23 protein-coding genes and 2 pseudogenes are annotated in these 21,792 nt (G+C 71.9%); 15 read left to right on the forward strand and 10 right to left on the reverse strand.

The annotated features are described in order from the left end of the window. The first annotated feature begins 75 nt into the window (after nt 1–75). Nucleotides 76–1,545: an SPFH domain-containing protein gene (locus BJ965_RS03450; protein WP_184907289.1), complete on the forward strand. Its 1,470-nt coding sequence runs from the start codon at nt 76–78 to the stop codon at nt 1,543–1,545. Nucleotides 1,546–1,588: 43 nt separating this feature from the next. Beyond that, the gene (locus BJ965_RS03455) at nt 1,589–2,035 is read left to right on the forward strand and encodes a type II toxin-antitoxin system PemK/MazF family toxin (protein WP_184907290.1); all 447 of its coding nucleotides are present in this window, start codon (nt 1,589–1,591) and stop codon (nt 2,033–2,035) included. Here the strand turns inward: BJ965_RS03455 and BJ965_RS03460 are convergent. After that, nucleotides 1,998–2,888: a TIGR02452 family protein gene (locus BJ965_RS03460; protein WP_184907291.1), complete on the reverse strand. Its 891-nt coding sequence runs from the start codon at nt 2,886–2,888 to the stop codon at nt 1,998–2,000. The genes BJ965_RS03455 and BJ965_RS03460 overlap by 38 nt on opposite strands. Before the next feature lie 292 nt (nt 2,889–3,180). Between BJ965_RS03460 and egtA the strand changes: the two genes are divergently transcribed. From egtA to BJ965_RS03485, 5 genes are all read left to right on the forward strand, one after another. After that, nucleotides 3,181–4,482, forward strand: coding sequence for an ergothioneine biosynthesis glutamate--cysteine ligase EgtA (gene egtA, locus BJ965_RS03465; protein ID WP_184907292.1), 1,302 nt, complete (start codon nt 3,181–3,183; stop codon nt 4,480–4,482). Next, complete coding sequence (gene egtB / locus BJ965_RS03470) at nt 4,479–5,816, forward strand: ergothioneine biosynthesis protein EgtB (protein ID WP_184907293.1); 1,338 nt, start codon at nt 4,479–4,481, stop codon at nt 5,814–5,816. The genes egtA and egtB overlap by 4 nt, the downstream gene beginning before the upstream one ends. Beyond that, nucleotides 5,816–6,607 (forward strand): ergothioneine biosynthesis protein EgtC, encoded by a 792-nt coding sequence (gene egtC / locus BJ965_RS03475; RefSeq protein ID WP_184907294.1) that lies wholly within the window; start codon nt 5,816–5,818, stop codon nt 6,605–6,607. The genes egtB and egtC overlap by 1 nt, the downstream gene beginning before the upstream one ends. Further along, nucleotides 6,604–7,566 carry an L-histidine N(alpha)-methyltransferase gene (gene egtD, locus BJ965_RS03480; protein WP_184907295.1) on the forward strand — a complete coding sequence of 321 codons (963 nt, stop codon included), beginning with the start codon at nt 6,604–6,606 and terminating at the stop codon, nt 7,564–7,566. Before egtC ends, egtD begins: the two co-directional genes overlap by 4 nt. Nucleotides 7,567–7,694: 128 nt before the next feature. Continuing rightward, nucleotides 7,695–7,910, forward strand: coding sequence for a dodecin (locus tag BJ965_RS03485; protein ID WP_030851219.1), 216 nt, complete (start codon nt 7,695–7,697; stop codon nt 7,908–7,910). Between the two features lie 3 nt (nt 7,911–7,913). Here the strand turns inward: BJ965_RS03485 and BJ965_RS03490 are convergent, their stop codons facing one another. Continuing rightward, a complete protein-coding gene (locus tag BJ965_RS03490) occupies nt 7,914–8,450 on the reverse strand; it encodes a phosphatase domain-containing protein (RefSeq protein ID WP_184907296.1) in 537 nt (178 codons plus the stop codon). After that, nucleotides 8,447–8,907: pseudogene (locus BJ965_RS40350) on the reverse strand (IS701 family transposase); the annotation flags it as partial. The gene BJ965_RS03490 and the pseudogene BJ965_RS40350, both read right to left, overlap by 4 nt. Nucleotides 8,908–8,912: 5 nt before the next feature. On the opposite strand from BJ965_RS40350, the gene BJ965_RS03495 reads away from it, so the two are divergent. Continuing rightward, nucleotides 8,913–9,071, forward strand: a complete 159-nt coding sequence (locus tag BJ965_RS03495) for a hypothetical protein (protein ID WP_184907297.1) — start codon at nt 8,913–8,915, stop codon at nt 9,069–9,071. Nucleotides 9,072–9,263: 192 nt separating this feature from the next. On the opposite strand, the gene BJ965_RS03500 is transcribed toward BJ965_RS03495, so the two are convergent. The 4 genes and pseudogenes from BJ965_RS03500 to BJ965_RS03515 all read right to left on the reverse strand — a co-directional run. After that, nucleotides 9,264–10,292, reverse strand: a complete 1,029-nt coding sequence (locus BJ965_RS03500; RefSeq protein ID WP_246545831.1) for an ABC transporter permease subunit — start codon at nt 10,290–10,292, stop codon at nt 9,264–9,266. 65 nt (nt 10,293–10,357) lie between these two features. Beyond that, nucleotides 10,358–11,290, reverse strand: a complete 933-nt coding sequence (locus tag BJ965_RS03505; protein WP_184916715.1) for an ABC transporter ATP-binding protein — start codon at nt 11,288–11,290, stop codon at nt 10,358–10,360. Nucleotides 11,291–11,294: 4 nt separating this feature from the next. Continuing rightward, the gene (locus BJ965_RS03510; protein ID WP_184907299.1) at nt 11,295–11,732 is read right to left on the reverse strand and encodes a GntR family transcriptional regulator; all 438 of its coding nucleotides are present in this window, start codon (nt 11,730–11,732) and stop codon (nt 11,295–11,297) included. A 141-nt stretch (nt 11,733–11,873) separates the two neighbouring features. Next, nucleotides 11,874–12,139 (reverse strand): annotated as a pseudogene (locus BJ965_RS03515) (transposase); the annotation flags it as partial. Between the two features lie 165 nt (nt 12,140–12,304). Here BJ965_RS03515 and BJ965_RS03520 point away from each other — a divergent pair. The 4 genes from BJ965_RS03520 to rpmF all read left to right on the forward strand — a co-directional run bounded on the left by BJ965_RS03520 (nt 12,305) and on the right by rpmF (nt 15,461). Continuing rightward, entirely contained in the window at nt 12,305–12,709 is a 405-nt protein-coding gene (locus BJ965_RS03520) for a type II toxin-antitoxin system PemK/MazF family toxin (protein WP_184907300.1), read from the forward strand. Nucleotides 12,710–13,228: 519 nt separating this feature from the next. Next, nucleotides 13,229–13,597 carry a DUF485 domain-containing protein gene (locus tag BJ965_RS03525; RefSeq protein WP_376777971.1) on the forward strand — a complete coding sequence of 123 codons (369 nt, stop codon included), beginning with the start codon at nt 13,229–13,231 and terminating at the stop codon, nt 13,595–13,597. After that, entirely contained in the window at nt 13,591–15,186 is a 1,596-nt protein-coding gene (locus BJ965_RS03530; protein ID WP_184907302.1) for a sodium/solute symporter, read from the forward strand. The genes BJ965_RS03525 and BJ965_RS03530 overlap by 7 nt, the downstream gene beginning before the upstream one ends. Before the next feature lie 104 nt (nt 15,187–15,290). Next, nucleotides 15,291–15,461 carry a 50S ribosomal protein L32 gene (rpmF, locus tag BJ965_RS03535; RefSeq protein WP_102909729.1) on the forward strand — a complete coding sequence of 57 codons (171 nt, stop codon included), beginning with the start codon at nt 15,291–15,293 and terminating at the stop codon, nt 15,459–15,461. Here the strand turns inward: rpmF and BJ965_RS03540 are convergent. Then, the gene (locus BJ965_RS03540) at nt 15,444–16,241 is read right to left on the reverse strand and encodes a nucleotidyltransferase domain-containing protein (RefSeq protein ID WP_376777897.1); all 798 of its coding nucleotides are present in this window, start codon (nt 16,239–16,241) and stop codon (nt 15,444–15,446) included. The two genes, rpmF and BJ965_RS03540, sit on opposite strands and share 18 nt — an antisense overlap. 49 nt (nt 16,242–16,290) lie before the next feature. On the opposite strand from BJ965_RS03540, the gene BJ965_RS03545 reads away from it, so the two are divergent. Both BJ965_RS03545 and BJ965_RS03550 read left to right on the forward strand, forming a co-directional pair. Beyond that, entirely contained in the window at nt 16,291–17,277 is a 987-nt protein-coding gene (locus BJ965_RS03545) for an LLM class flavin-dependent oxidoreductase (protein WP_184907304.1), read from the forward strand. A gap of 21 nt (nt 17,278–17,298) precedes the next feature. Further along, nucleotides 17,299–19,644, forward strand: coding sequence for an ATP-binding cassette domain-containing protein (locus BJ965_RS03550; protein ID WP_184907305.1), 2,346 nt, complete (start codon nt 17,299–17,301; stop codon nt 19,642–19,644). Nucleotides 19,645–19,648: 4 nt separating this feature from the next. On the opposite strand, the gene BJ965_RS03555 is transcribed toward BJ965_RS03550, so the two are convergent. After that, nucleotides 19,649–20,464, reverse strand: coding sequence for a lysophospholipid acyltransferase family protein (locus BJ965_RS03555; protein WP_184907306.1), 816 nt, complete (start codon nt 20,462–20,464; stop codon nt 19,649–19,651). Continuing rightward, nucleotides 20,461–21,231 (reverse strand): GNAT family N-acetyltransferase, encoded by a 771-nt coding sequence (locus tag BJ965_RS03560; RefSeq protein WP_184907307.1) that lies wholly within the window; start codon nt 21,229–21,231, stop codon nt 20,461–20,463. The genes BJ965_RS03555 and BJ965_RS03560 overlap by 4 nt, the downstream gene beginning before the upstream one ends. Nucleotides 21,232–21,468: 237 nt before the next feature. Here BJ965_RS03560 and BJ965_RS03565 point away from each other — a divergent pair, with 237 nt between their 5' ends. Further along, nucleotides 21,469–21,792 carry a gas vesicle protein GvpO gene (locus BJ965_RS03565; protein ID WP_184907308.1) on the forward strand — a complete coding sequence of 108 codons (324 nt, stop codon included), beginning with the start codon at nt 21,469–21,471 and terminating at the stop codon, nt 21,790–21,792.

Here is a 21,792-nt window from a genome sequence, read left to right on the forward strand (position 1 = left end):
GTCTGTACCCGGGCTCCGACGAGGAGCACACTCCCCTTCGTTCGGTGCCGAGAGGGCACCATGCAAAGGGGGCGAATGCCGATGGTCGTCGGCGTCGTTGCGGGGGTGGCGGTTGCCGCCGTCCTCGTTCTGATCGGTCTGTTCAAGCTCATGTGGCGGGTCGCCGAACCCAACGAGGCACTGATCATCTCGGGGTCCAAGCACCGCACGGAGGGCATCGAGGAGGGCATGGGGTTCCGCATCGTCACCGGACGCGGGACGCTCGTGATGCCCGGGGTGCAGGCGGTGCGCAAGCTCTCGCTCGACCTGAACGAGACGGAACTCCAGGTCGACTGCGTGACCCACCAGGGCATTCCGCTGAAGGTGCGGGGCGTGGTCATCTTCAAGGTGGGCGACGACTTCGTGTCGATCGCGAACGCGGCCCGCCGGTTCCTCGACCAGCAGAAGCTGATGTCGGAGCGGGTGCACAACGTCTTCGCCGGTCATCTGCGGTCCATCGTGGGCGGGTTGACGGTCGAGGAGATGATCCGGGACCGGGAGAAGCTCACCGGCCAGACGCGGGCCGCGTGCGGCACCGAGATGGAGAAGCTGGGCCTGATCGTGGACTCGCTGCAGATCCACGAGATCGAGGACCCGACCGGGTACATCCAGAACCTGGCCATGCCGCACGCGGCGGCCGTGCAGCGCGACGCACGCATCGCGCAGGCGGAGGCGAACCGGCTGGCCACCGAGGCCGAGCAGCAGTCGTTCGCCCGGATGGCGGAGGCGACCCGGGACAGCGAGATCCTCCAGGCCGGCTATCAGGCCGAGCGCGACAAGGCGGCCGCCGAGGCCCGGCAGGCCGGGCCGCTCGCCGAGGCCGGTGCCCGGCAGGAGGTCGTCGTCCAGGAGACACGGGTCGCGGAGCTGGAGGCGCACCGGCGCGAGCAACAGCTCCAGGCGGACGTCCGCAAGCCCGCCGACGCGGCGGCCTACGAGACGCGCACCCTGGCCGAGGCCGACCGCGACGCGCGGATCTCGTCGGCGCAGGCACAGGCGAAGGAGACGGAGCTGGCCGCTGCCGCCGAGGCGACCCGCGTCAAGGCGGCAGCGGGGGCCGAGGCCGAGGCGACCAAGGCGCGGGGCGAGGCGGCCGCGCAGGCGACCCGGGCCACCGGTGCGGCCGAGGCGGCGGCGGCGCAGGCCAGGGGTCTGGCGGAGGCCGAGGCGGCCAAGGCCAAGGGCCTCGCGGAGGCGGAGGCCATCAAGGCCCGCGCCGCCGCCCTGGCCGAGAACCAGGAGGCCGTCGTCGCCCAGCAACTCGCCGAGAACTGGCCGGAGATCGTGAAGGCCGGCGCGTCCGCGTTCGGCAACGTCGACAACATGGTGCTGCTGAACGGCGCCGACGGCATGGCGGACATGTTCGCCAAGGCGCTGACCATGGGCGGCACGGGGCTGGGCCTCGCCCGTCAGCTGCTCGCCTCGATGGACCGCGACGGGCAGGCAGCGCAGGGCGCCTCGTCGCTCAACGGTCAGTCGCGGAAGGTGCCGGTGGACGACAAGTGACCCGCCGGGTGTGACTCACGGGGGCAGCCTCTAAGGTGCCCCCGTGAGCACGTTTGCCGAAGAGAACGTCCCCGGCCGTCACGGCCCCTCCGCCACCGTCCAGGCCGACCCGCGCGAGGTGGGCCGGGTGCGGACGGAGTACTCCCCCGCGCACGACGGAGACCCGGACCCCGGAGAGATCGTCTGGACGTGGGTGCCCTACGAGGAGAACGACGGCCGGGGCAAGGACCGCCCGGTGCTGGTGGTCGCCCGCGAGGCCGGCGGCACCTTCCTGGCCGTGCCGTTGTCCAGCAAGCGGCATGACGGCGACCTGGAGTGGGTGCCGATCGGCAGCGGGCCGTGGGACCGCACGGGCCGCGACTCGTGGGTCGATGCGGACCGGGTGCTGCGCCTGCACGAGGACGGCATGCGCCGGGAGGCCTGCGCCTTGGACCGCATGCGGTTCAACCTGGTCAGGCGTCGGCTGCAGGAGCGCTACGGCTGGAGCTGAACGTCTTCTCGAAGGCGCCCAGCACCGCACGGTCCCGTGTCCGGTCCAGGATCCCGAACACCACATGCTCGAAGGCCTGTGCGAACCGGCCGCCGGGGGCCAGCAACGCCCGGAACGCCTCCGCCACCTGCGCGGGGTCGTTGCGGAACACCCCGCAGCCCCAGGCGCCCAGGACGAGCCGGCGGTAGCCGTTTGCCGCGGCGGTCTCCAGGACGCGTTCGGCGCGGGCCGCAAGGGCACGCGGCAGTTCGGCGGCCCGTTCGGGCGCCGTGCGGTGCACGACGCCCGCGTTGGGCGCGGGAGAGGTCAGGAAGCCGGCGGTGTACGGCTCGGGCAGCAGACCACCCCGGTCGTCGCGGAAGACGGGAACGGCCGGTGAGTGGATGACACGGTCCGTGTAGAACGGATCGCGGTGGGCCCGGTGGTGGTCGTAGAAGGCACGGGCCTCGAGGAGGCAGGTGTACAGCGCGGAGGCCCGGCACAGGGCCTCCTCCTGGGCCTGGGCGCCGTTGAGATAACCGCCGCCGGGATTGCGGGCCGATGCGAAATTCAGCACGGCCACCTGCCCGCCGAGTCCCACAGGGGCCGCTGAGCGGCGAGGCACAACATGGCCGTGCAGCCGGCGGGCGGCCTCCAGGCTGCTCTCGCCCGTGACCTCGAACAGCGGCGCCCGCACCCCTGTCACCCGATCGGCGGGCACCGGCACCGGTTCCGGCCCGTACAGGCGCGTGCCCTCGCGCGCCGCCCGCAGCTCCGCCGCGATCGAGACCTCGCGCCCGTCCGGCGCGCGGTAGACCCCCGCGGCGACGATCTGCTCGGTCTGCTGAGCGATACCGCGCAGGCGCGCGCTCACGGCGCGACCCCCGTACGCGCCGTGACCGCGCGCCGCGCGGCCGTTCTTGTCGTGCTCACGCAGGCATCGTGAGTGATGCCGGATCACCGGTGCAACAGATTTTTCGCCCAGGGAGAACGCCGGGGGAAAGTGCCTGGACATGCCGCGGACGGCCGGATGACCGCCCGGGAACGCCCCGCTTCGCCCCCTTGTGCCGAGCGGCATGAGCGTCTTGGGTGGGACGGGTGATCCCGCCCCGGGCCGCCGAAGAGCCCGGACCGGTGGCATGGTGGAATCTCAGGAGGATCCCGACATGTCCGATTCGGTAAGTGGCTGTACCCGGCCACGCACCTCACTGTCCGAAGCCGAGGTCGAGGCTCTCGTCCGCGGTATCTGCTTCAAGACCGGCCCGCCACGCCGCCTCGGCGTCGAGGTGGAATGGCTCGTCCACGAGCTGCGCGCACCGCAGCTCCCCGTCACACCCGAACGACTCGAAGGGGCCTACGCCGCCCTGCGGTCCGTGCCCCTGAAGTCGGCGCTCACCGTGGAACCCGGCGGCCAGCTGGAGCTGAGCTCACCCCCCGCCGACTCACTGACGGACGTCATCACCACCGTCTCCGCCGACCTCGACGCCGTCCGCGCGATTCTGCGCGAAGGCGGCCTCGCCCTTGTCGGCCTCGGCCACGATCCCTGGCACGAACCCCGCCGGTTCCTGCGTCAACCGCGCTACGACGCCATGGAGGCGTGCCTGGACCGCACGGGCCCCGCCGGCCGCGCCATGATGTGCTCCTCCGCCTCCGTGCAGGTGTGCCTGGACGCCGGCCACGAGGAGCCCGGACCGCTCGGCCTTGCGCGGCGCTGGTGGCTGGCCCACCATCTGGGCGCGGTCCTGGTGGCCGCGTTCGCCAACTCCCCGCTCGCCGGGCACCGGCCGACCGGCTGGCTGTCCACCCGGCAGCTGATGTGGACCCGGATCGGCGCCGGCCGGGCGGGCGGACCTCGGCTGGACTCCGACCCGCGCGGCGCCTGGACCCGGCATGTGCTGGACTCCCCCGTGATGTGCGTACGGCGGGACGGCGGTCCCTGGGACGTCCCCGAGGGCCTCACCTTCCGGAACTGGATCCGCACGGGCGCGCCCCGGCCGCCCACCCGGGAGGATCTCGAATACCACATCACGACGCTGTTCCCGCCGGTCAGGCCGCGCGGCCATCTCGAACTGCGCATGATCGACGCGCAGCCAGGCGACAACGGCTGGATCGTGCCGCTCGCCGTGACGGCGGCGCTGTTCGACGACCCGGAGGCCACCGAGACCGCCTACCGGGCCGTGAAGCGACTGGCCGAACGGACGCTGGGACTGCCCGCGCCGCACAACCCGCTGTGGCTCGACGCGGCCCGCGGCGGTTTGGCCGACGCGGAACTGCGCGAGGTGGCCGTCACCTGCTTCACGACCGCACTGGACGCCCTGCCCCGGCTCGGTGCCGCCCCCGAGGTCGTCGAGGCCGTCACGGCCTATCTGGACCGCTACGTCGTCCTGGGCCGCTGCCCCGCCGACGACCTGCTCGACCGACAGCGCGGCATCGACGGCCGCGCCCACGGAAGGGACTTCCGCCCATGACCGACACCGATCCCGCCGTCGACGCCCGGGCCGTCGACCCCGAGGTCCTCCGTGAGCGGGCGGTCGCCTCACTCGTCGTGGCCCGCGACCGCACCACCCTGCTGACGAGTTGCGTGGAGGATCCCGATCTGACCGCGCAGCACTCGCCGCTGATGTCGCCGCTGGTGTGGGACCTCGCGCACATCGGCAACCAGGAGGAGCAGTGGCTGCTGCGGGCCGTCGCCGGGCACGAGGCGATACGGCCCGAGATCGACGGCCTCTACGACGCCTTCGAGCACCCGCGCGCCGAGCGGCCGAAGCTGCCCCTGCTGTCGCCCGCGGAGGCCCGCACCTACGCGGCCGACGTCCGCGGAAGGGCACTGGACGTGCTGGAGCGGCACGCGTTCCACGGGACGCGGCTGACGGAGGCCGGGTTCGCCTTCGGGATGATCGCGCAGCACGAACAGCAGCACGACGAGACGATGCTGATCACCCATCAGCTGCGGACGGGCCCGCCGGCCCTGACGGCTCCCGACCCGGAGCCGGCACCGCTGTTCACGGGCCCGTCCGAAGTCCTCGTCCCGGGCGGCCCGTTCACGATGGGCACCTCCGGCGAGCCATGGGCCCTGGACAACGAACGCCCCGCGCACCGGCGCGAGGTCGCGCCCTTCCACATCGACACCACCCCGGTGACCAACGGCGCCTACCGGGCGTTCATCGAGGACGGCGGGTACGACAACCCGCGATGGTGGACGGCCGACGGCTGGGCGCACATCCGGAAGCACGGCATCGACGCCCCGCTGTTCTGGCGGCGTGACGGGAAGCAGTTCCTCAGGCGGCGGTTCGGCGTCACCGAGGTCGTCCCGCCGGACGAGCCCGTGCTGCACGTGAGCTGGTACGAGGCCGACGCCTACGCCCGCTGGGCGGGACGCCGGCTGCCCACCGAGGCGGAGTGGGAGAAGGCCGCCCGGCACGACCCGGCCGGCGACCGCTCGATGCGCTACCCGTGGGGCGACGACGACCCGGGGCCCGAGCACGCCAACCTCGGCCAGCGGCATCTGCGCCCGGCGCCCGCGGGGAGCTACCCGGCCGGCGAGTCGCCGCTCGGCGTACGGCAGTTGATCGGCGACGTGTGGGAGTGGACGGCGAGCGACTTCCTGCCGTACCCGGGGTTCAGGGCGTTCCCGTACAAGGAGTACTCGGAGGTCTTCTTCGGGCCCGAGTACAAGGTGCTGCGCGGCGGTTCCTTCGCGGTGAACGCGGTGGCCTGCCGGGGCACCTTCCGCAACTGGGACTATCCGATCCGGCGGCAGATCTTCTCCGGGTTCCGCACGGCCCGGTCGGAGGACGGCTGATGTGCCGGCATGTGGCGTACGTGGGGCCGGAGGAAGCGCTGGGCCGGATCCTCGTGGAGCCCCCGCACGCGCTGTACCGGCAGTCGTGGGCGCCCCGGCACCAGCGGTACGGGACGGTCAACGCCGACGGTTTCGGCGTGGGCTGGTACGCCGAGGGCGACCCGGTGCCGGCCCGCTACCGCCGGGCCGGGCCGATCTGGGCCGACCTGTCGTTCGCCGATCTGGCCCGGGTCGTACGGTCCACCGGGATGCTCGCCGCGGTACGCGACGCGACCCTGTCGGGTGCGGACGCGGAGGCCGCGGCGGCGCCGTTCGCCGCGGGGACCTGGCTGTTCAGCCACAACGGGGCGGTGAAGGGCTGGCCCGGTTCGCTGGCGTCGGTGGCCCGGACGCTGCCGCACGAGGACCTGCTGTCGCTGGAGGCGCGCAACGACTCGGCGCTCGTGTGGGCGCTGGTGCTGGCGCGGCTGCGGGGCGGCGACGAGGAGGGCCGGGCCATGGCCGACACCGTCCTGGAGGTCGCCGCGGCGGCCCCCGGATCGCGGCTCAACCTGCTGCTCACCAACGGCGACACCATCACCGCGACCGCCTGGGGCGACGCCCTGTGGTACCTCACCCGGCCCGGCGGCGGCACCGTCGTGGCCTCCGAGCCCTATGACGACGATCCGCACTGGCAGGAGGTCCCCGACCGCACCCTGCTCGCGGCGAGCCGCACCGACGTGCTGCTGACGCCGCTCAAGGAGCCGACCGACGCCTCCGTGCCCGCACCCTTCAAGGAGCCCCGTACGTGAGCCCGTTCCGCCTCACCCGTACCCTGCCCGAGGACACCACGGGCGCCGCGCTGCGCGCCGACGTCCACCAGGGCCTGACCGGCCGCCCCAAGACCCTGCCGCCGAAGTGGTTCTACGACGCGCACGGCAGCGACCTGTTCGAGAAGATCACGGAACTCCCCGAGTACTACCCGACGCGCGCGGAGCGGGAGATCCTCCTCGCGCGCTCCGGCGACATCGCCGCGGCGACCGGGGCGCGCACCCTGGTCGAGCTCGGCTCCGGATCCTCGGAGAAGACCCGCCATCTGCTCGACGCCCTCACCGGCCTGCACACCTACGTCCCGGTCGACGTCAGCGAGAGCGCCCTCACCCAGGCCGGGCAGGCGCTCGCCGCCGAACGGCCGGGGCTGGACGTGCACGCGCTGATCGCCGACTTCACGGCGGAACTGACCCTGCCGGACACACCGGGGCCACGGCTGGTGGCGTTCCTGGGCGGCACGATCGGCAACCTGCTCCCCGCCGAACGCGCCGCGTTCCTGGCGTCGGTGCGTGCCCTGCTCGCCCCGGGCGACGCCCTGCTGCTGGGCACGGACCTGGTCAAGGACGAGGAGGTGCTGGTCCGGGCCTACGACGACGGGGCCGGGGTGACGGCCGCGTTCAACAAGAACGTCCTGACCGTGATCAACCGCGAGCTGGGCGCCGACTTCGAGCCCGCCGCGTTCGACCATGTGGCGCAGTGGAACGCGGAGCACGAATGGATCGAGATGCGGCTGCGCTCCCGTACGGCGCAGACGGTGAAGCTGCCGGCGCTCGATCTCGCCGTCGACTTCACCGCGGGTGAGGAGATGCGGACCGAGGTGTCGGCGAAGTTCCGGCAGGAGGGTGTGCGCGCCGAACTGTCCGCGGCGGGGCTGGAGCTGGCCCACTGGTGGACGGACGGCCCGGGCCGGTTCGCGCTGTCGCTGAGCGTGGCGCGCTGACATCGGGGAACCCGGGGGCGGCGGCGACGGCGGGAGACGACGTCTCGCGCTTCGCCGCCGCTTGGGGCACGGTGGAATGACGCGTGACACTGCCGTCACAGGAACGTCATGGGAAGAGGAGCAGCGGTATGTCGAACCACACCTACCGGGTCACGGAGATCGTCGGCACCTCACCGGACGGCGTCGACCAGGCCGTCCGCAACGGCATCGAGCGGGCCTCTCGGACGCTGCACAACCTGGACTGGTTCGAGGTGACGCAGGTGCGCGGCCAGCTCGAGGACGGGCAGATCGCCCACTGGCAGGTGGGGCTCAAGGTGGGCTTCCGGCTCGACGAGTCGGAGTAGGGCTCAGGTCCGCCCCTCGCGCTCCTGCGCCGCCTTCAACTCGGCCGACCGGGTCACCCAGTCGGCCCGTACCACGGTGAAGCCCGCACGCCGGGCGTCCGCGCAGACCAGTTCGTCGTCGTCCACGAGGACGCGGACCTCGCGGGTGCGGGCCAGCCGCCGCAGGATCTCCAGCTTGGTGGACCGGGCGGGCCGCCGGTCGGCGTCCCGCCGCATGTACACGCGCCCCTCGGGCAGCCCTTGGGCGGCGAGCCACTCCAGCGTGTCGCGCCGGCAGCGCTCGGGGCGCCCGGTGAGGTAGACGATCTCGCAGTCCCGCGCGCGCTCCAGGAGCAGGGCGACGCCCTCAGGGACGGGCGGGTCCTGCGGCGCCGCCGAGAAGAAGCCGTTCCAGTCCTTCGGCGTGCGTTCCAGGAACCTCTGCCGGTGCGTGGTGTCGGCGAGGGTGTTGTCCAGGTCGAACACGGCCAGCGGTTCCCTGCTGCAATCGTCACTCACGCCGCCCAGCCTAATACTCCAGCCGTAGATCGTGATCTTCATGCCCGAGTGGCTTGTCTACGGTAGCGGCCGGCCTGGGATCGGGCCTGGTGGCGGCGCCGCCAGTCGGACCAACCGAGCCGGTGGGCGGCATCGTGGACGTAGCGGCGGACCTGGTGCTCGTCGAGTGCGGCCAGGCCCTTGCCCGACTGGAAGAACTCCTCCACCCGCCATCTTGACCCAGCGACTCTGACCAGCACGGTCAGCGGCACGGGTGCGCGCGAGTAGCAGCGGTGGTAGGCGAGTTCGCCGGTGCTGCGGTTAGGGCGGATCAGCAGCTGACGACTCGCGGGTCGGGGTCGGCGAGGTCGATGACTGCCCAGTCGTAGAAACGGTGTCCCTTGGCCCCGGCCCCTGCCCCTGCCCCTGCCCCTGCCCCTGCCCCTGCGGAGAACTTCTGCCAGACCCAGATTGCAGCAGCGGGTTCTCGAGAACGGTAACGCTCTGCGCGCAGGACCCCAGGAGATGCGGGATGCCTGCGCCTTCGTCACCGGCTACGAACGGGCACGCGCCATCCGGGAGTGGGAACTTCCTCTGCTGCCGATTGCCGCGCTGGCGCGGCTCACGCTGCGCGCGCTGATCACGAACTGGCGCGCGGAGCACGTACCGGAACGCCCTCGGTGAGGCGAAGACCGTCAGCCTTCCCGGAGTCGCGCTATGACGTCGTCCAGGGGTACGGCCACGGCCCGTGCGACGTTGCTCCAGTCGTCCTTGGCGTGGCTGAGAAGGTAGTCGCGTCGGCGGCGGTGAACAGGGGGAGGGCCGAAGCCTCACCTGCTCACCGCCTTCGGTGATCGCGGTGGCGCGAACGGCTCCTCAGACGAGCCGCTTACGACCCCAGAAGAAGAGGAAGACCACGATGCCCGCCGTCAGGGCGAACAGAATCGACGCCCCGAACCACTGCATACTGCTCATCTGCGATATGGGGATGTAGTCGGTCGACGCGCCGACGATGTCCGCTTTCTTCATGCACGCCGCAGCCACTTCTTCCCTCACCATTGGCGTACACGTGGTCCCGGGGTCGAACAGTTTGCCGCTGCCGCTGACATACGAGGTGTCGAGCCAGTGCGCGGTGCGGGGCACCGAGGGGAAGGTGATCGGAGTGCCGGGACTGACCGGCTTGCTGGTGGCTGTGACGATGTCGCCGAGCGACAGCTTGAAGTAGCCCCAGACGGCCTGGAGGGCGACGGTGAATCCGAGGGTCACGACCATGGCCGCCAGCGTGCGGCGCAGGATCACACCGATCAGCACCCCGCCGAACACGGAGAGGAGGGAGAGGGCGACGGGCGCGGGGCCCGTGGTGTTGAAGAACTCCCGGGAGGTCCAGTCGATGTCCAGGTAATGGAGCTTGATGGGGTTCCACCACCAGGCGAACACAGCCGACAGCGTGACCGTGGTCACCGTCACCGCCAGCCCGGTCAGCGCCAGCTTCGTGGCGAGCCAGCGGTTGCGGCTCACGGACTGGGCGGCGATCAGCTTGGCCGTGCCGTTCTCCAGGTCGCCTGCGAGCAGCGGGGCGCCGAGGAGGACACCGAGCATGATGGGTATCGCCGTGAGACCCGTGGTGACGGAAGTGAACGCGCCGATGTAGGGCTCGAACTTCTTCTCCGCGTCGTCGAGGTTCTTGGCGGGAAAGCCGTAGGCGTTGAGGAAGTCCATCATCTGGGCGCGCTGGTAGATCATCCAGGCCGCGCAGAGCACGGTGGCGGCGATCATGGTCCAGAACGCGGCCCGGTGCTGGCGCCAGACCAGCCAGGTCATGCCGCTCAGGCGGGGGCGCCGGGTGGCCTCCGTGGTGCTCGCGTTCCCGGCCCCGTGCCTGGGTCCGTTCTTCGTTGCGTTCATCGTCCCGTTCATCGTCCGGTTCGCCGTCCCGTTCCTGCCATCGGTCGAGGGGTTGGTGAAGGTGCTCACGCCGCCACCGTCCCGGCGCCGAACGCCTGGCCCTGGACCTGGGCAGTGGGAGTGATCAGCGGTGGCGCGTCGGGTGAGCGGAGATAGGCGAGCAGGAGTTCCTCCATGCTCGGGGCGGCCACCTCCCAGGGGCCGGTGACCGGGCCCTCCGGGCGGATGAGCGCGGTGAACTGCCGTCCGCTGGTCCGGGCCTCGACGAGGGTGTGGTACCCGAGGAAGTCGGGCAGGCCCTCACCCTCCCTGGCCCCGGTGACCACGGTGTGCATGGTCATCAGCTCGTCCACGTCACCGGCGACGCGCACTCCGCCGCCGGAGACGACGAGGAGGAAGTCGCATACGTTCTCCAGCTCGGCGAGTACGTGGGTCGACATCACCACGGTGGTGCCGCGCTCGCCGGCCTCGGCGAGGAGGGTGCCCATGAGTTCGTGGCGCACGACCGGGTCGAGGTCCGCCATCGGCTCGTCGAGCAGCAGCAGGTCGGGGCGCTTGCCGAAGGCGAGGGCGACGGCGACGCGGGTGCGCTGGCCACCGGAGAGGGTGCTGATCTTCGCGTCGAAGGGCACGTTGCCCGCACGGACGATGTCCTCGGCGGCGCGCTGGTCCCAGCCGGGGTTCAGCTCCCGCCCCAGCCGCAGGGTCTCCGCCACGGTGAAGCGACGGAACAACGGCTTCTCCTGCGCGAGGAAGGCCGTACGCCGGCCGGACTCCACCGAGCCCGGCGCCTCGCCGAACAGACTGAGCGAGCCCTGCGTCGGCTTCAGGACATGGGCCGCGATGTTCAGCAACGTGGTCTTGCCCGCCCCATTGGGGCCGACCAGCCCGCAGATCCTGCCCGCCGGAAGCCGGAAGGTGCAGTCCCGCAGCGCCCAGCCCCGCCGGTAGCGCATCCCCAGTCCGTGTGCCTCAAGCGCCGGCTCCCCCGCGTACATGACGTCACTCACCTGTGCTCCTCGTTGTCCTGACCCCCGCGACCGCCGTGGTCCCGGGGGCGTACTGCTTCTCCAGCGCCGACGCGACCAGCGCGGCCACGTCCTCCTGCTCCAGACCGGCCCCGGCCGCCTTCGCCATCCACGCCACCAACTCCCCGTACAGCGGCGAGTCGGTGCCCGTCTCGGGGCGGCCCAGCGTGCGGCGTACGAAGGTGCCCTGGCCCGGTCGCGGTTCGACCAGGCCCTCGCGCTCCAGCTCGCGGTACGCCTTGAGGGCGGTGTTCGGGTTGACCGCGCTCGTCTCGGAGACCTCCTTGGCGGTGGGCAGCCGGTCGCCCGGCACCAGTACGCCCAGCCGCAGGGCCTGCTTGGTCTGCTGCACGATCTGCTGGAAGGCGGGGATCCCGCTCCGCCTGTCGATGCGGTACTCCACGGCGACCACTCCCTTCCATCATCATTCCACTATGTGATTAGTGGAATGATGATGGAAGGGAGTGGTGGCCGTTGTCAACCGGGTCCGGGAACGGTCCGGAAACAGACCAGGGGAGAGCAAGGGGGAAGGACGAGGCGAGGAACAGGCGAGCACGTCGCCGGTCTCGTCGACCGCCAGCACCGCCTCGTCGTCGTGCAGATGCTCCACCACGTAGTCGCCCACCTCGTCGCGGACCTGGTCGGCATCCCACTTCGCCCTCCCGAGCAGGTGCTGCATGCCGTCCGGGGTCCTGCCCCGGCCCACTCGGCGATGGTCCAGCAGTTCTTGCGCGGCAGGTCCGACAACAGGCCGAGTACCAACTTCCGGGCCCGGCATCGGGATTCGACCCGTGTGAAGCGTCCCGCTATCCGGCTCATCAGGCCCTCGAACGCCTCCTGCCAGCAGGCAGGGTCTACGCTGTGACCTGCGGCCACCGCATGATCGTTTGTCTTCGCACACCGATGATCAACGGTGGCCGCACCCGTTTCCACACCGCGTCAGGTCGCGCAGCGTCGCCTGCCGTCCTGTGTATCGGAGGGCTTGTGCAACGTGGCGAAGTCTGGTGGGTCCAGTTCGACGAGCGGAGGTTGGTCGTACTGCTGTCAGGAGACGACGCGTCCGGGTTTCAGGTGATGCAGGTCGTCGCTCCGGCGGGCCTCGACGTCAGCGGTCTGGGCATCGAAGTGACGGTCGGCGCCGGTGAAGGGCTGCCGCTCGAAGGCGTGCTGCGGCTCGCGTTCCGGCGTCCAGGCTTCACCCCGTGCACGTGGCTGACCACCGTGTCCCGGGACGACCTGATAGAGCGGGCGGCCGTCCTGTCCTCCAGGAAGCTCAGCGAGATCGACGATGCCCTCCGACTCGCTGAACAAGCACAGGAGCGGACCCCGGCAACGACCGCGAAGCTCAGCGAGATAAGGGACGCCCTCCGTCGCGGTGAACTCGGGTAGACGGAGAGGGAGCCGACGCCCGCGACGGCATGGGCGATCTCGGGCGAGATGATCCACGCTGGACACCTGCCGCCTCGACGCCCCTCACCATCGAGATCACGATCTACGGCTGGAGTACTGAGCGCATTTCAGACAGCCCGCGTGAACAAGCCATGTACGGCGGTCAATTCACCGTCACAGTTGATGGCTCAAGCACAGCACTGACATACTCCGCTCTCAGCCTCGCCACCACCCGTGGCCGGGGCTCGTCGGGGGTCCCCACAAAGAGCCCCGAGGCCGTCCGCGTGCATCCGGACAGCACGTGATCCGGATTCACGAGCCCCCCACAGAGCCCGCACCCCACCGCGCGTCCGGCACCCTTCCCCCTGCCCGGAAACCGGACGCGTCCACCGACCCGACGGGGTCGAGTGCGGGGCACGATGCAGCGAAGAAGGTGCGCCTGTGCCCGAATTTCCACCACGGCGGGAAGACACTCCCACATTCCCGCTCCCGCACATCGAACAAACTCCGCCGTCTCGCATATCCGACCATCCCGAATTTCACTCTCTGCGCCGCGCGCAGCGCCGGTTCGGCATCCGGGCGACAATGCTGTCCGTCGGCGGATTCCTGCTGTATGTGCTGCTGTCGAGTTTTGTGCCCGCGGTGATGAACCAGCCGCTGTTCGGCCGCCTCACGCTCGGACTCACGCTCGGTCTCGGGCAGTTCGCCGTCATGGGCGTGACCGCCTGGTGCTACGTCCGGCACATGCGCACCCGGGTCGATCCGCTCGCCCGCGGCCTGAGGTCCCGGCTGTACGAGACCGAGAGCCGCCGCGGCCGTTCCGCGGCACCTCCCCAGGGCGCCGGGCAGCCGCTCCAGCACGGGACGAGGGGGTTCCGCACGTGGTGAGCGCCGCCGCCATCGACGACAGCAGCCTGCAGCTGACGTTCGTCCTGTTCCTGACCGTGGTCGTGATCACCTTGTTCACGGCGCTGCTGACGGCTCCTCAGCGTGACGAGATCAGCGAGTTCTACCTCGGCAACCGTGCCATGTCGCCGCTGCGCAACGGTCTCGCCATGTGCGGCGACTACCTGTCGGCCGCCACCCTGCTGGGCAGCACCGGGCTGGTCGCGCTGACCGGCTACGACGGGCTGATGTACCTCGGCGGCACCACCGTCGCCTGGATGATGGTGCTGCTGCTGATCGCGGAACCCCTGCACCGCACGGGCAGGTTCACGCTGGGCGACACGGTGGCGCTGCGCCTGCCCCGGCAGCAGCGGCCGGTGCGGGTCGCGCTGGCGGTCTGCATCCTGGCCATCGCCACGCTCTATCTGGTGGCCCAACTCGTGGGCAGCGTAGCCCTGCTGACACAGTTCACCGGTGTGCCGAGCGGCACCACCCGCACCCTGTGCGTGGTCGTGATCGGCGTTTTCGTGATCCTGTACGCCTCCCTCGGCGGTATGCCCGGCGCGACGGTCATCCAGATCATCAAGGCCGTGATGCTGGTGGTGGGCGTGCTGTTCACCGCGGGCTGGGTGCTGCACCACTTCGACTGGAACCCCAACTTGCTGCTGGAGAGGGCGTCCGAACGCAGCGGGTCGGGCCTGAGCTTCCTCCAGCCCGGGCTGCGCTACGGCGGCACCGTCAGCAACAAACTGGACTTCCTCAGCCTCGAACTGGCCATCGTGCTCGGACTCGCCGCCCTCCCGCACGTGCTGATGCGGCTGCTCACCCCGCGCAACAGCGGCGTGCTGCGCTCTTCGGTGCTGTGGGCCGTCGGTCTGGTCGGCGCGGTCTGCTTCGGAGCCGGCATCATGGGGCTCGGCGCCACCGCGCTGCTCGGCCGGGACACCATCGAGAGCACGGACCGCACCGGCAACGCCTCCGTGCTGCTGCTCGCCCACGAGCTGGGCGGCAGTGTCCTGACCGCGCTGCTGACCTGTCTGGCGTATCTGACGCTGCTCGCCGTGGCGGTCGGCCTCACCCTGGCCGCGGCCTCCTCCCTCGCGCACGACCTGTACAGCGAGGTGATCCGCAAGGGCCGGGCGAGCGAGACGGAGGAGCTGACCGTCGCCCGGCTGTCCGGGGCCGTCATCGGCGTCCTCGGCATTCTGCTGGCCCTCGTCGCCTGGGGCGCGAACACCGCGACGCTCGCCTTCCTGGCCTTCGCCATCGCGGCGTCCGCGATCCTGCCGACGATCGTCTACACCCTGTTCTGGCGACGCTTCAGCGCGAAGGGCGCCCTGCTCAGCCTCTACGGCGGGCTGCTCTGCTCCGTCCTGCTGGCCGCCTTCTCCCCCGTCGTCTCCTCCGCCCCGGGCTCGTTCTACCCCGAGGCCGACTTCGCCTGGTTCCCGCTCCAGAACCCCGGCATCGTCTCCATCCCCGCGGGCTTCCTGCTGGGCTGGCTCGGCACGGTGCTCGACAAGGGCCCGGCCGAAGAACCCGCCGCCCACGAGGAGTTCGAGGTGCGGATGCTGGTGGGCGCCGACGACTGAGACATCTCCGGGGGACACCGGTGACCGGGCACCGGGACACTCATTGTTAATGGGATCCATTTTCATGTAGCGTCCTGGTTGCCCGATCACCGAGGAGGAGTCCCATGGCTGTCCCGAAGCGGAAGATGTCCCGCAGCAACACCCGCCACCGCCGCGCCCAGTGGAAGGCGGCCACCCCGGCGCTGGTCCCCGTCACCGTCGACGGAGTCCGTCACCTCGTCCCGCAGAACCTGGTCAGGGCCTACGAGCGCGGCCTGCTACGCCCCGACGGCTGAGTTCTGCGCCTCGGCGAGGAAGTGGGCGCGGACCCGCCGCAGCCAGGCCTCGACCGGCGCCTCGTCGGGTTCGTCCGGCAGCACCGTGGGGCCTTCGTCGAAGGCGTCCTCGTAATACCTGAGCAGGGGCAGGGCGAGGGACGGATCGGCGGCGACACGCTCGCCGAAGGCGTGGTACTCGTCCGGGTCCTCGACGCGGATCGCCAGCCGCCCGGTGGTGTAGAGCTCCAGGCCCTGCCCGCACAGCCGTTTGAGATGCCGGGCGTGCTTCGCGGTCCGCTTGCGGGTGTCGGCGGAGAACGACCCGTCACCGCGTGCCTCCAGCCGCCGGAACTGCTGGGTGGCGTACCCGAGGTAGGCGTCCCTGACCCGCTTGGCGCACAGGAAAGCCGAGCGGATGCCGATGAGCTCGTCGCCGAGCGGGGTGCGCACCTCGTACAGGTCGTCCGGGAGCCACACCAGTTCCATCGCGGTCGGGTTGCCGCCGAGGGCCAGCCGGCACCACTTGGCGGCCTCGTGCAGGGTGCGGTCCGGCGCGGTGCTGACGTGCGACTCCTTCGGCCGGCGCAGACCGTGCAGCTCCTCGGTGGGCGCGGCGAACAGGCCGAGGCGGTCGATGTCCGAGCCCGGGCGGGCGAGACCGTAGGCGGTCGATCCGACGATGCCGGAGAGCAGGACGTTGGGGACGGTCACGGTCGGCCGCCTTTCGCTTCTGGATACCGGGCCATTGTCCTGAGCTGCCGGGACGCGGTCACCCGGTTTTCCCGCGCGGCGGTCCACCCGGGGCCGCGGCGGAATACCGGCGGCCCCGTCCGGCGTAGAACCAGGTATGGATCCCGTGCGTCTGTCCGTCCTCGACCGCTCCCGCACCCGCGAGGGGCACACCCACCCCGAGGCGCTGCGCGACACCGTGCGGCTGGCCCGGGAGCTGGAGCGGCTCGGCTACCACCGGGTCTGGGTCTCCGAGCACCACGGCGTGCCCGGGGTCGCCGGTTCCGCGCCGACCGTGCTGGCAGCCGCCGTCGCGGGCGCGACCCGGACGATCCGGGTCGGGACCGGCGGGGTGATGCTGCCCAACCACCGGCCGCTGGTCGTGGCCGAGCAGTTCGGCGTCCTGGAGTCGCTGTTCCCCGGGCGGATCGACATGGGTCTGGGGCGGTCCGTCGGCTTCACGGACGGGGTGCGCCGGGCCCTGGGCCGCGACAAGGGCGACGCCGAGGACTTCGAGGCCCAGCTCGCGGAGCTGCTCGGCTGGTTCCGGGGCACCTCCCCCACCGGCGTGCACGCCCGCCCCGCCGAGGGCCTGACCGTGCCGCCGTTCGTCCTGGCCATGGGCGAGGGCGCCGGCATCGCCGCCCGCGCGGGCCTGCCCATGGTGATCGGCGACCTCAGGAACCGCGAGAAGATGCGGCGCGGCATCGACCACTACCGCGACCGGTTCCGCCCCTCCGTCTGGGCCCCGGAGCCCTACGTCGTCGTCTCGGGCACCATCGCCGTGGCCGGCACCCCCGAGGAGGCCCGGCGGCTGCTGATCCCCGAGGCCTGGTCCATGGCGTACTCCCGCACCCACGGCACCTTCCCGCCGCTGCCGCCCGCCGAGCGCGTGGAGGCACTCACCATGACCGGCAAGGAGCGCGACCTCTACGAGTCCGGCCTGACCGGCCACATCGCGGGCACCGAGGAGCAGGTCGCGCACGAGCTGGAGACCCTGCTGAAGGAGACGGGTGCCCAGGAAATCCTCGTCACGACCAGCACGTACGACCGCGAGGCCCTGCTGGACTCCTACCGGCGGCTGGCCGCGATCACCTCCGGTTAGATCCGGTTAGAGTCGTCTTCCATGCGCGACCGCGACCCCCATGACCCGTACGTCCGTGTCCGCGGAGCCCGTGAGCACAACCTCAGGGGCGTCGACGTCGACATCCCCCGGGACGTGCTGGCCGTGTTCACCGGCGTGTCCGGCTCGGGGAAGTCGTCGCTGGCGTTCGGCACGATCTACGCAGAGGCGCAGCGGCGCTACTTCGAGTCGGTCGCGCCGTACGCGCGCCGGCTGATCCACCAGGTCGGCGCGCCGAAGGTCGGGGAGATCACCGGCCTGCCCCCGGCCGTCTCGCTCCAGCAGCGCCGGGCGGCGCCCACCTCCCGCTCCTCCGTCGGCACCGTCACCAACCTTTCGAACTCCCTGCGGATGCTGTTCTCCCGGGCCGGCACCTACCCGCCCGGCGCCGAGCGGCTCGACTCCGACGCCTTCTCGCCCAACACGGCGGTCGGGGCGTGTCCGGAGTGCCACGGGCTCGGGCAGGTGCACCGGACGAGCGAAGAGCTCATGGTCCCCGACCCCTCGCTGTCGATCCGCGAAGGGGCGATCGCGGCGTGGCCGGGAGCCTGGCAGGGCAAGAACCTGCGGGACATCCTCGACGCGCTCGGCCACGACGTGGACCGGCCGTGGCGGGAACTGCCCGCCGGCGAGCGGGAGTGGATCCTGTTCACGGACGAGCAGCCGGTGGTCACGGTGCATCCCGTGCGGGACGCCGACCGCATCCAACGGCCGTACCAGGGCACGTACATGAGCGCCCACCGGTATGTCATGAAGACGTTCTCGGACTCCAAGAGCCCGGCCCTGCGGGCGAAGGCCGAGCGGTTCCTCACCAGTGCGCCCTGCCCGGCGTGCGGCGGCAGCCGGTTGCGCCCCGAGGCCCTGGCGGTGACGTTCGGCGGCCGGACCATCGCCGAGCTGGCGGCACTGCCGCTGGTGGAGCTGGCCGCCGGTCTCGACGGGACCTCGGAGGCCGCCCGGGTCCTCACCGACGACCTGCGCTCCCGTATCGCGCCGGTCCTGGAACTGGGGCTCGGCTACCTCAGTCTCGACCGGCCCACCCCCACCCTCTCCGCCGGCGAACTGCAGCGCCTGCGCCTGGCCACCCAGCTGCGCTCCGGCCTGTTCGGGGTCGTCTACGTCCTCGACGAGCCGTCCGCCGGACTGCACCCGGCGGACACCGAGGCGCTGCTCACGGTGCTGGAGCGGCTGAAGGCGTCCGGGAACTCGGTGTTCGTGGTGGAGCACCACCTCGACGTCATGCGGGGCGCCGACTGGCTGGTCGACGTGGGTCCGGACGCGGGCGAGCACGGCGGGCGGGTGCTGCACAGCGGCCCGGTGGCCGACCTGGCCGGTGTCGGGGAGTCGGCCACGGCCCGCTACCTGTTCGACCGCTCCCCCACCCCGGCCCGGACCGTGCGCGAGGCGACCGGGTGGCTCACCACCGGCCCGATCTCGCGGCACAACCTGCGCGGGGTGACCGCGGAGTTCCCGCTCGGCGTGTTCACCGCGGTGACCGGCGTGTCCGGGTCCGGCAAGTCCACGCTCATCGGCGAGATCACGGAGGACTCGGCGGGGGTGGGCCGGCTGGTCTCGGTCGACCAGAGGCCGATCGGCCGCACCCCGCGCTCGAACCTCGCCACCTACACGGGCCTCTTCGACGTCGTGCGCAAGGTGTTCGCGGCCACCGACGGGGCCCGCGCACGCGGTTTCGGCGTCGGGCGGTTCTCCTTCAACGTGGCGGGCGGGCGCTGCGAGACCTGCCAGGGCGAGGGGTTCGTCAGCGTGGAACTGCTGTTCCTGCCGAGCACTTACGCACCCTGCCCGGACTGCGGCGGCGCCCGCTACAACCCCGGGACGCTGGAGGTGACGTACCGGGGGCGGAACATCGCGCAGGTGCTGGATCTGACGGTGGAGAGCGCGGCGGAGTTCTTCGCGGACACCCCGGCCGTGGCCCGCAGCCTCTCCGCCCTGCTCGACGTGGGTCTGGGCTATCTGCGCCTCGGCCAGCCCGCGACGGAGCTCTCCGGCGGCGAGGCCCAGCGCATCAAGCTGGCGAGTGAACTGCAGCGCGGCCGGCGCGGCCACACGCTCTACCTCCTCGACGAGCCCACGACCGGTCTCCACCCGGCCGACGTGGACGTGCTGTTGCGCCAGTTGCACGGCCTCGTCGACGCCGGGCACACCGTGATCGTCGTCGAGCACGACATGTCCGTCGTCGCCCGCGCGGACTGGGTGATCGACCTGGGCCCGGGCGGCGGCGACGCGGGCGGACGCATCGTGGCGGCGGGGCCGCCGGCGGACGTCGCGCGCTCGGCGGAGAGCCGGACGGCGCCGTATCTGGCGCGCACCCTCACCGGCTCCCGCTGAGCCCCTACGCGACGAGCACCGTGTGCGTCCAGGCGGGCGCGGCCGTCTCCGGCTGCTGTGCCGCGCGGGCCAGGGCGCGGCGGTCGGGGCTGCCGCCCGGGGGGATGGGGGGCCGGACCTCGACCTCCGCAATCAGGCCGCGGGACGTCGCCACCCGCCACAGGGAGGCGAGCAGCGTGTCCTCGCCGACGTACGCGGGGGCCGTGGAGGCCCTGCCGCCGCCGAGCCGGTAGCCGATGCGCACCGGCTGGACCGGCACCCCGGCGTCCAGCGCGGCCTGGAAGACCGCCCGGCGGAAGGTGCCCTGCGCCCGGCCGCACCAGGTGCTGCCCTCGGGGAAGGCCGCGACCGCGGCGCCCTCACGCAGCGCCCCGGCGATCCGGGCGACCGTGTCCGGGAGGGCCCGCAGCCGGTCCCGGTCGATGAACAGGGTGCCGCCGCGGGCGGCCAGCGCACCGGCGACCGGCCAGTGCCGTACCTCCGTCTTGGCCAGCATCCGGGCGGGGCGGACGGCGGCGAGCAGCGGGATGTCCAGCCAGGAGATGTGGTTGGCGACCAGCAGCAGTCCGCCGGTGGGGGCGGCGGCCCCGGTGATACGGACGCGGACACCGGCGGCCCGCACGATCCACCGGCACCAGCGCCGCACCAGGGACGGCGGTATGCGGGCGCCGAAGGGTGTCAGCGTGATCCCCGCTAGGAGGAGCAGCAGGACCGCGCCGAGCCGCAGCACGGCACGCGGCACGGCCCGCGCCCGCACGGCCGCCGACGCCTCGACACAGGCGCGCGGCGTGCAGGGCGCGGTGGGCAGCCAGGCGCTCATCCGGCCGGGGCGAGAGAGAGGAAGTGGCGCAGGTAGCGCGCGTTGACGCGGCTCATCGGCAGCAGCACGTACAGGTCGGCGACGCCGAAGTCCGGGTCGTGGGCCGGTGCGCCGCACACCCAGGCGCCGAGGCGCAGGTAGCCGCGCAGCAGGGCGGGCAGTTCGACGCGGGCGGCGGGCGCGGGACCGGGCGTCCACGGCAGCAGCGGCCGCACCCGGAACTCCTGCGGCGCGAGGTGCTTGTCGCTGACCCGGTCCCAGGTGGCGGAGGCGAGGGTGCCGCCGTCGGCGAGCGGGACGGAGCAGCAGCCGGCGAGCCACTCGTGGCCGCGGTCGACCATGTAGCGGGCGATGCCGGCCCAGATGAGGCTGATGACGGCCCCGTCGCGGTGGTCGGGGTGCACGCAGGAGCGGCCGACCTCGACGAGCTGCGACCGGATCCCGTCGAGCGCGGTGAGGTCGAACTCGCCCTCGGAGTACAGCCGTCCGGCGATCGCCGCGCGCTCCGGCGGCAGCAGCCGGTAGGTGCCGACGACCTGGCCGGTCGTCTCCTCCCGGACGAGCAGATGGTCGCAGTACGCGTCGAAGGAGTCGGCGTCGAGGCCAGGCTGCGGGCCTGCCAGCAGGGCGCCCATCTCCCCGGCGAAGACGTCGTGCCGCAGCCGCTGGGCGGCACGCACGTCCTCCTCGTTCCGGGCGAGGGCGACGGTGTAGCGGGTGGGGGCCGTGGGCTGCGCGGGGCGGTCTACGGTCAGTACGCCGGTCATGGCACTCTCCTGGTCACGGGCCGGTCGGTGAGGCGGGGCGGGGCGCTGAGCGGTGGCGTGCGAACCTCCGCCTCTGTTCTCCCGAGGGCGACTGACCTGCGCGTGTCATGTGCAGAGAGAACGGGTGTGAGGTTGTTGAACGGCTCGCACCCCCGTGCCCCGGCCGGTTTCGCGACCGCGGCCCGGATGGCCTAGCTGCGCACGCGTGCACCGGCTCCTGCGGCGAGAGTGGGCTGCATGACAGAACCCGGATCCGGCGGGCGACGGGGTGGCTCGGCCCCGTCCACCAAGCGCCGGCGCACCGTGCGCGGTGCCGGTGAGGCCGCCCGGCGCGCCGCCGAGGCGCTGACGGAGTTGATCAGCCACCGCCTCGAAGGGGTTTCGGCAGTGTGCCGGGGCGAGGAAGACGGCTGGGTCGTCGACGTCGACGTGCTCGAACTGGCTCGTATCCCCGACACCACCAGCCTGCTCGCGACGTACCGGGTGGAACTGGACTCGGAGGGCGAGCTGGTGCAGTACCGCCGGATCGCGCGCTTCCGGCGCGGCGCCCAGGACCAGTGA

This window comes from Streptomyces luteogriseus, assembly GCF_014205055.1.
Classification (GTDB): domain Bacteria; phylum Actinomycetota; class Actinomycetes; order Streptomycetales; family Streptomycetaceae; genus Streptomyces; species Streptomyces luteogriseus.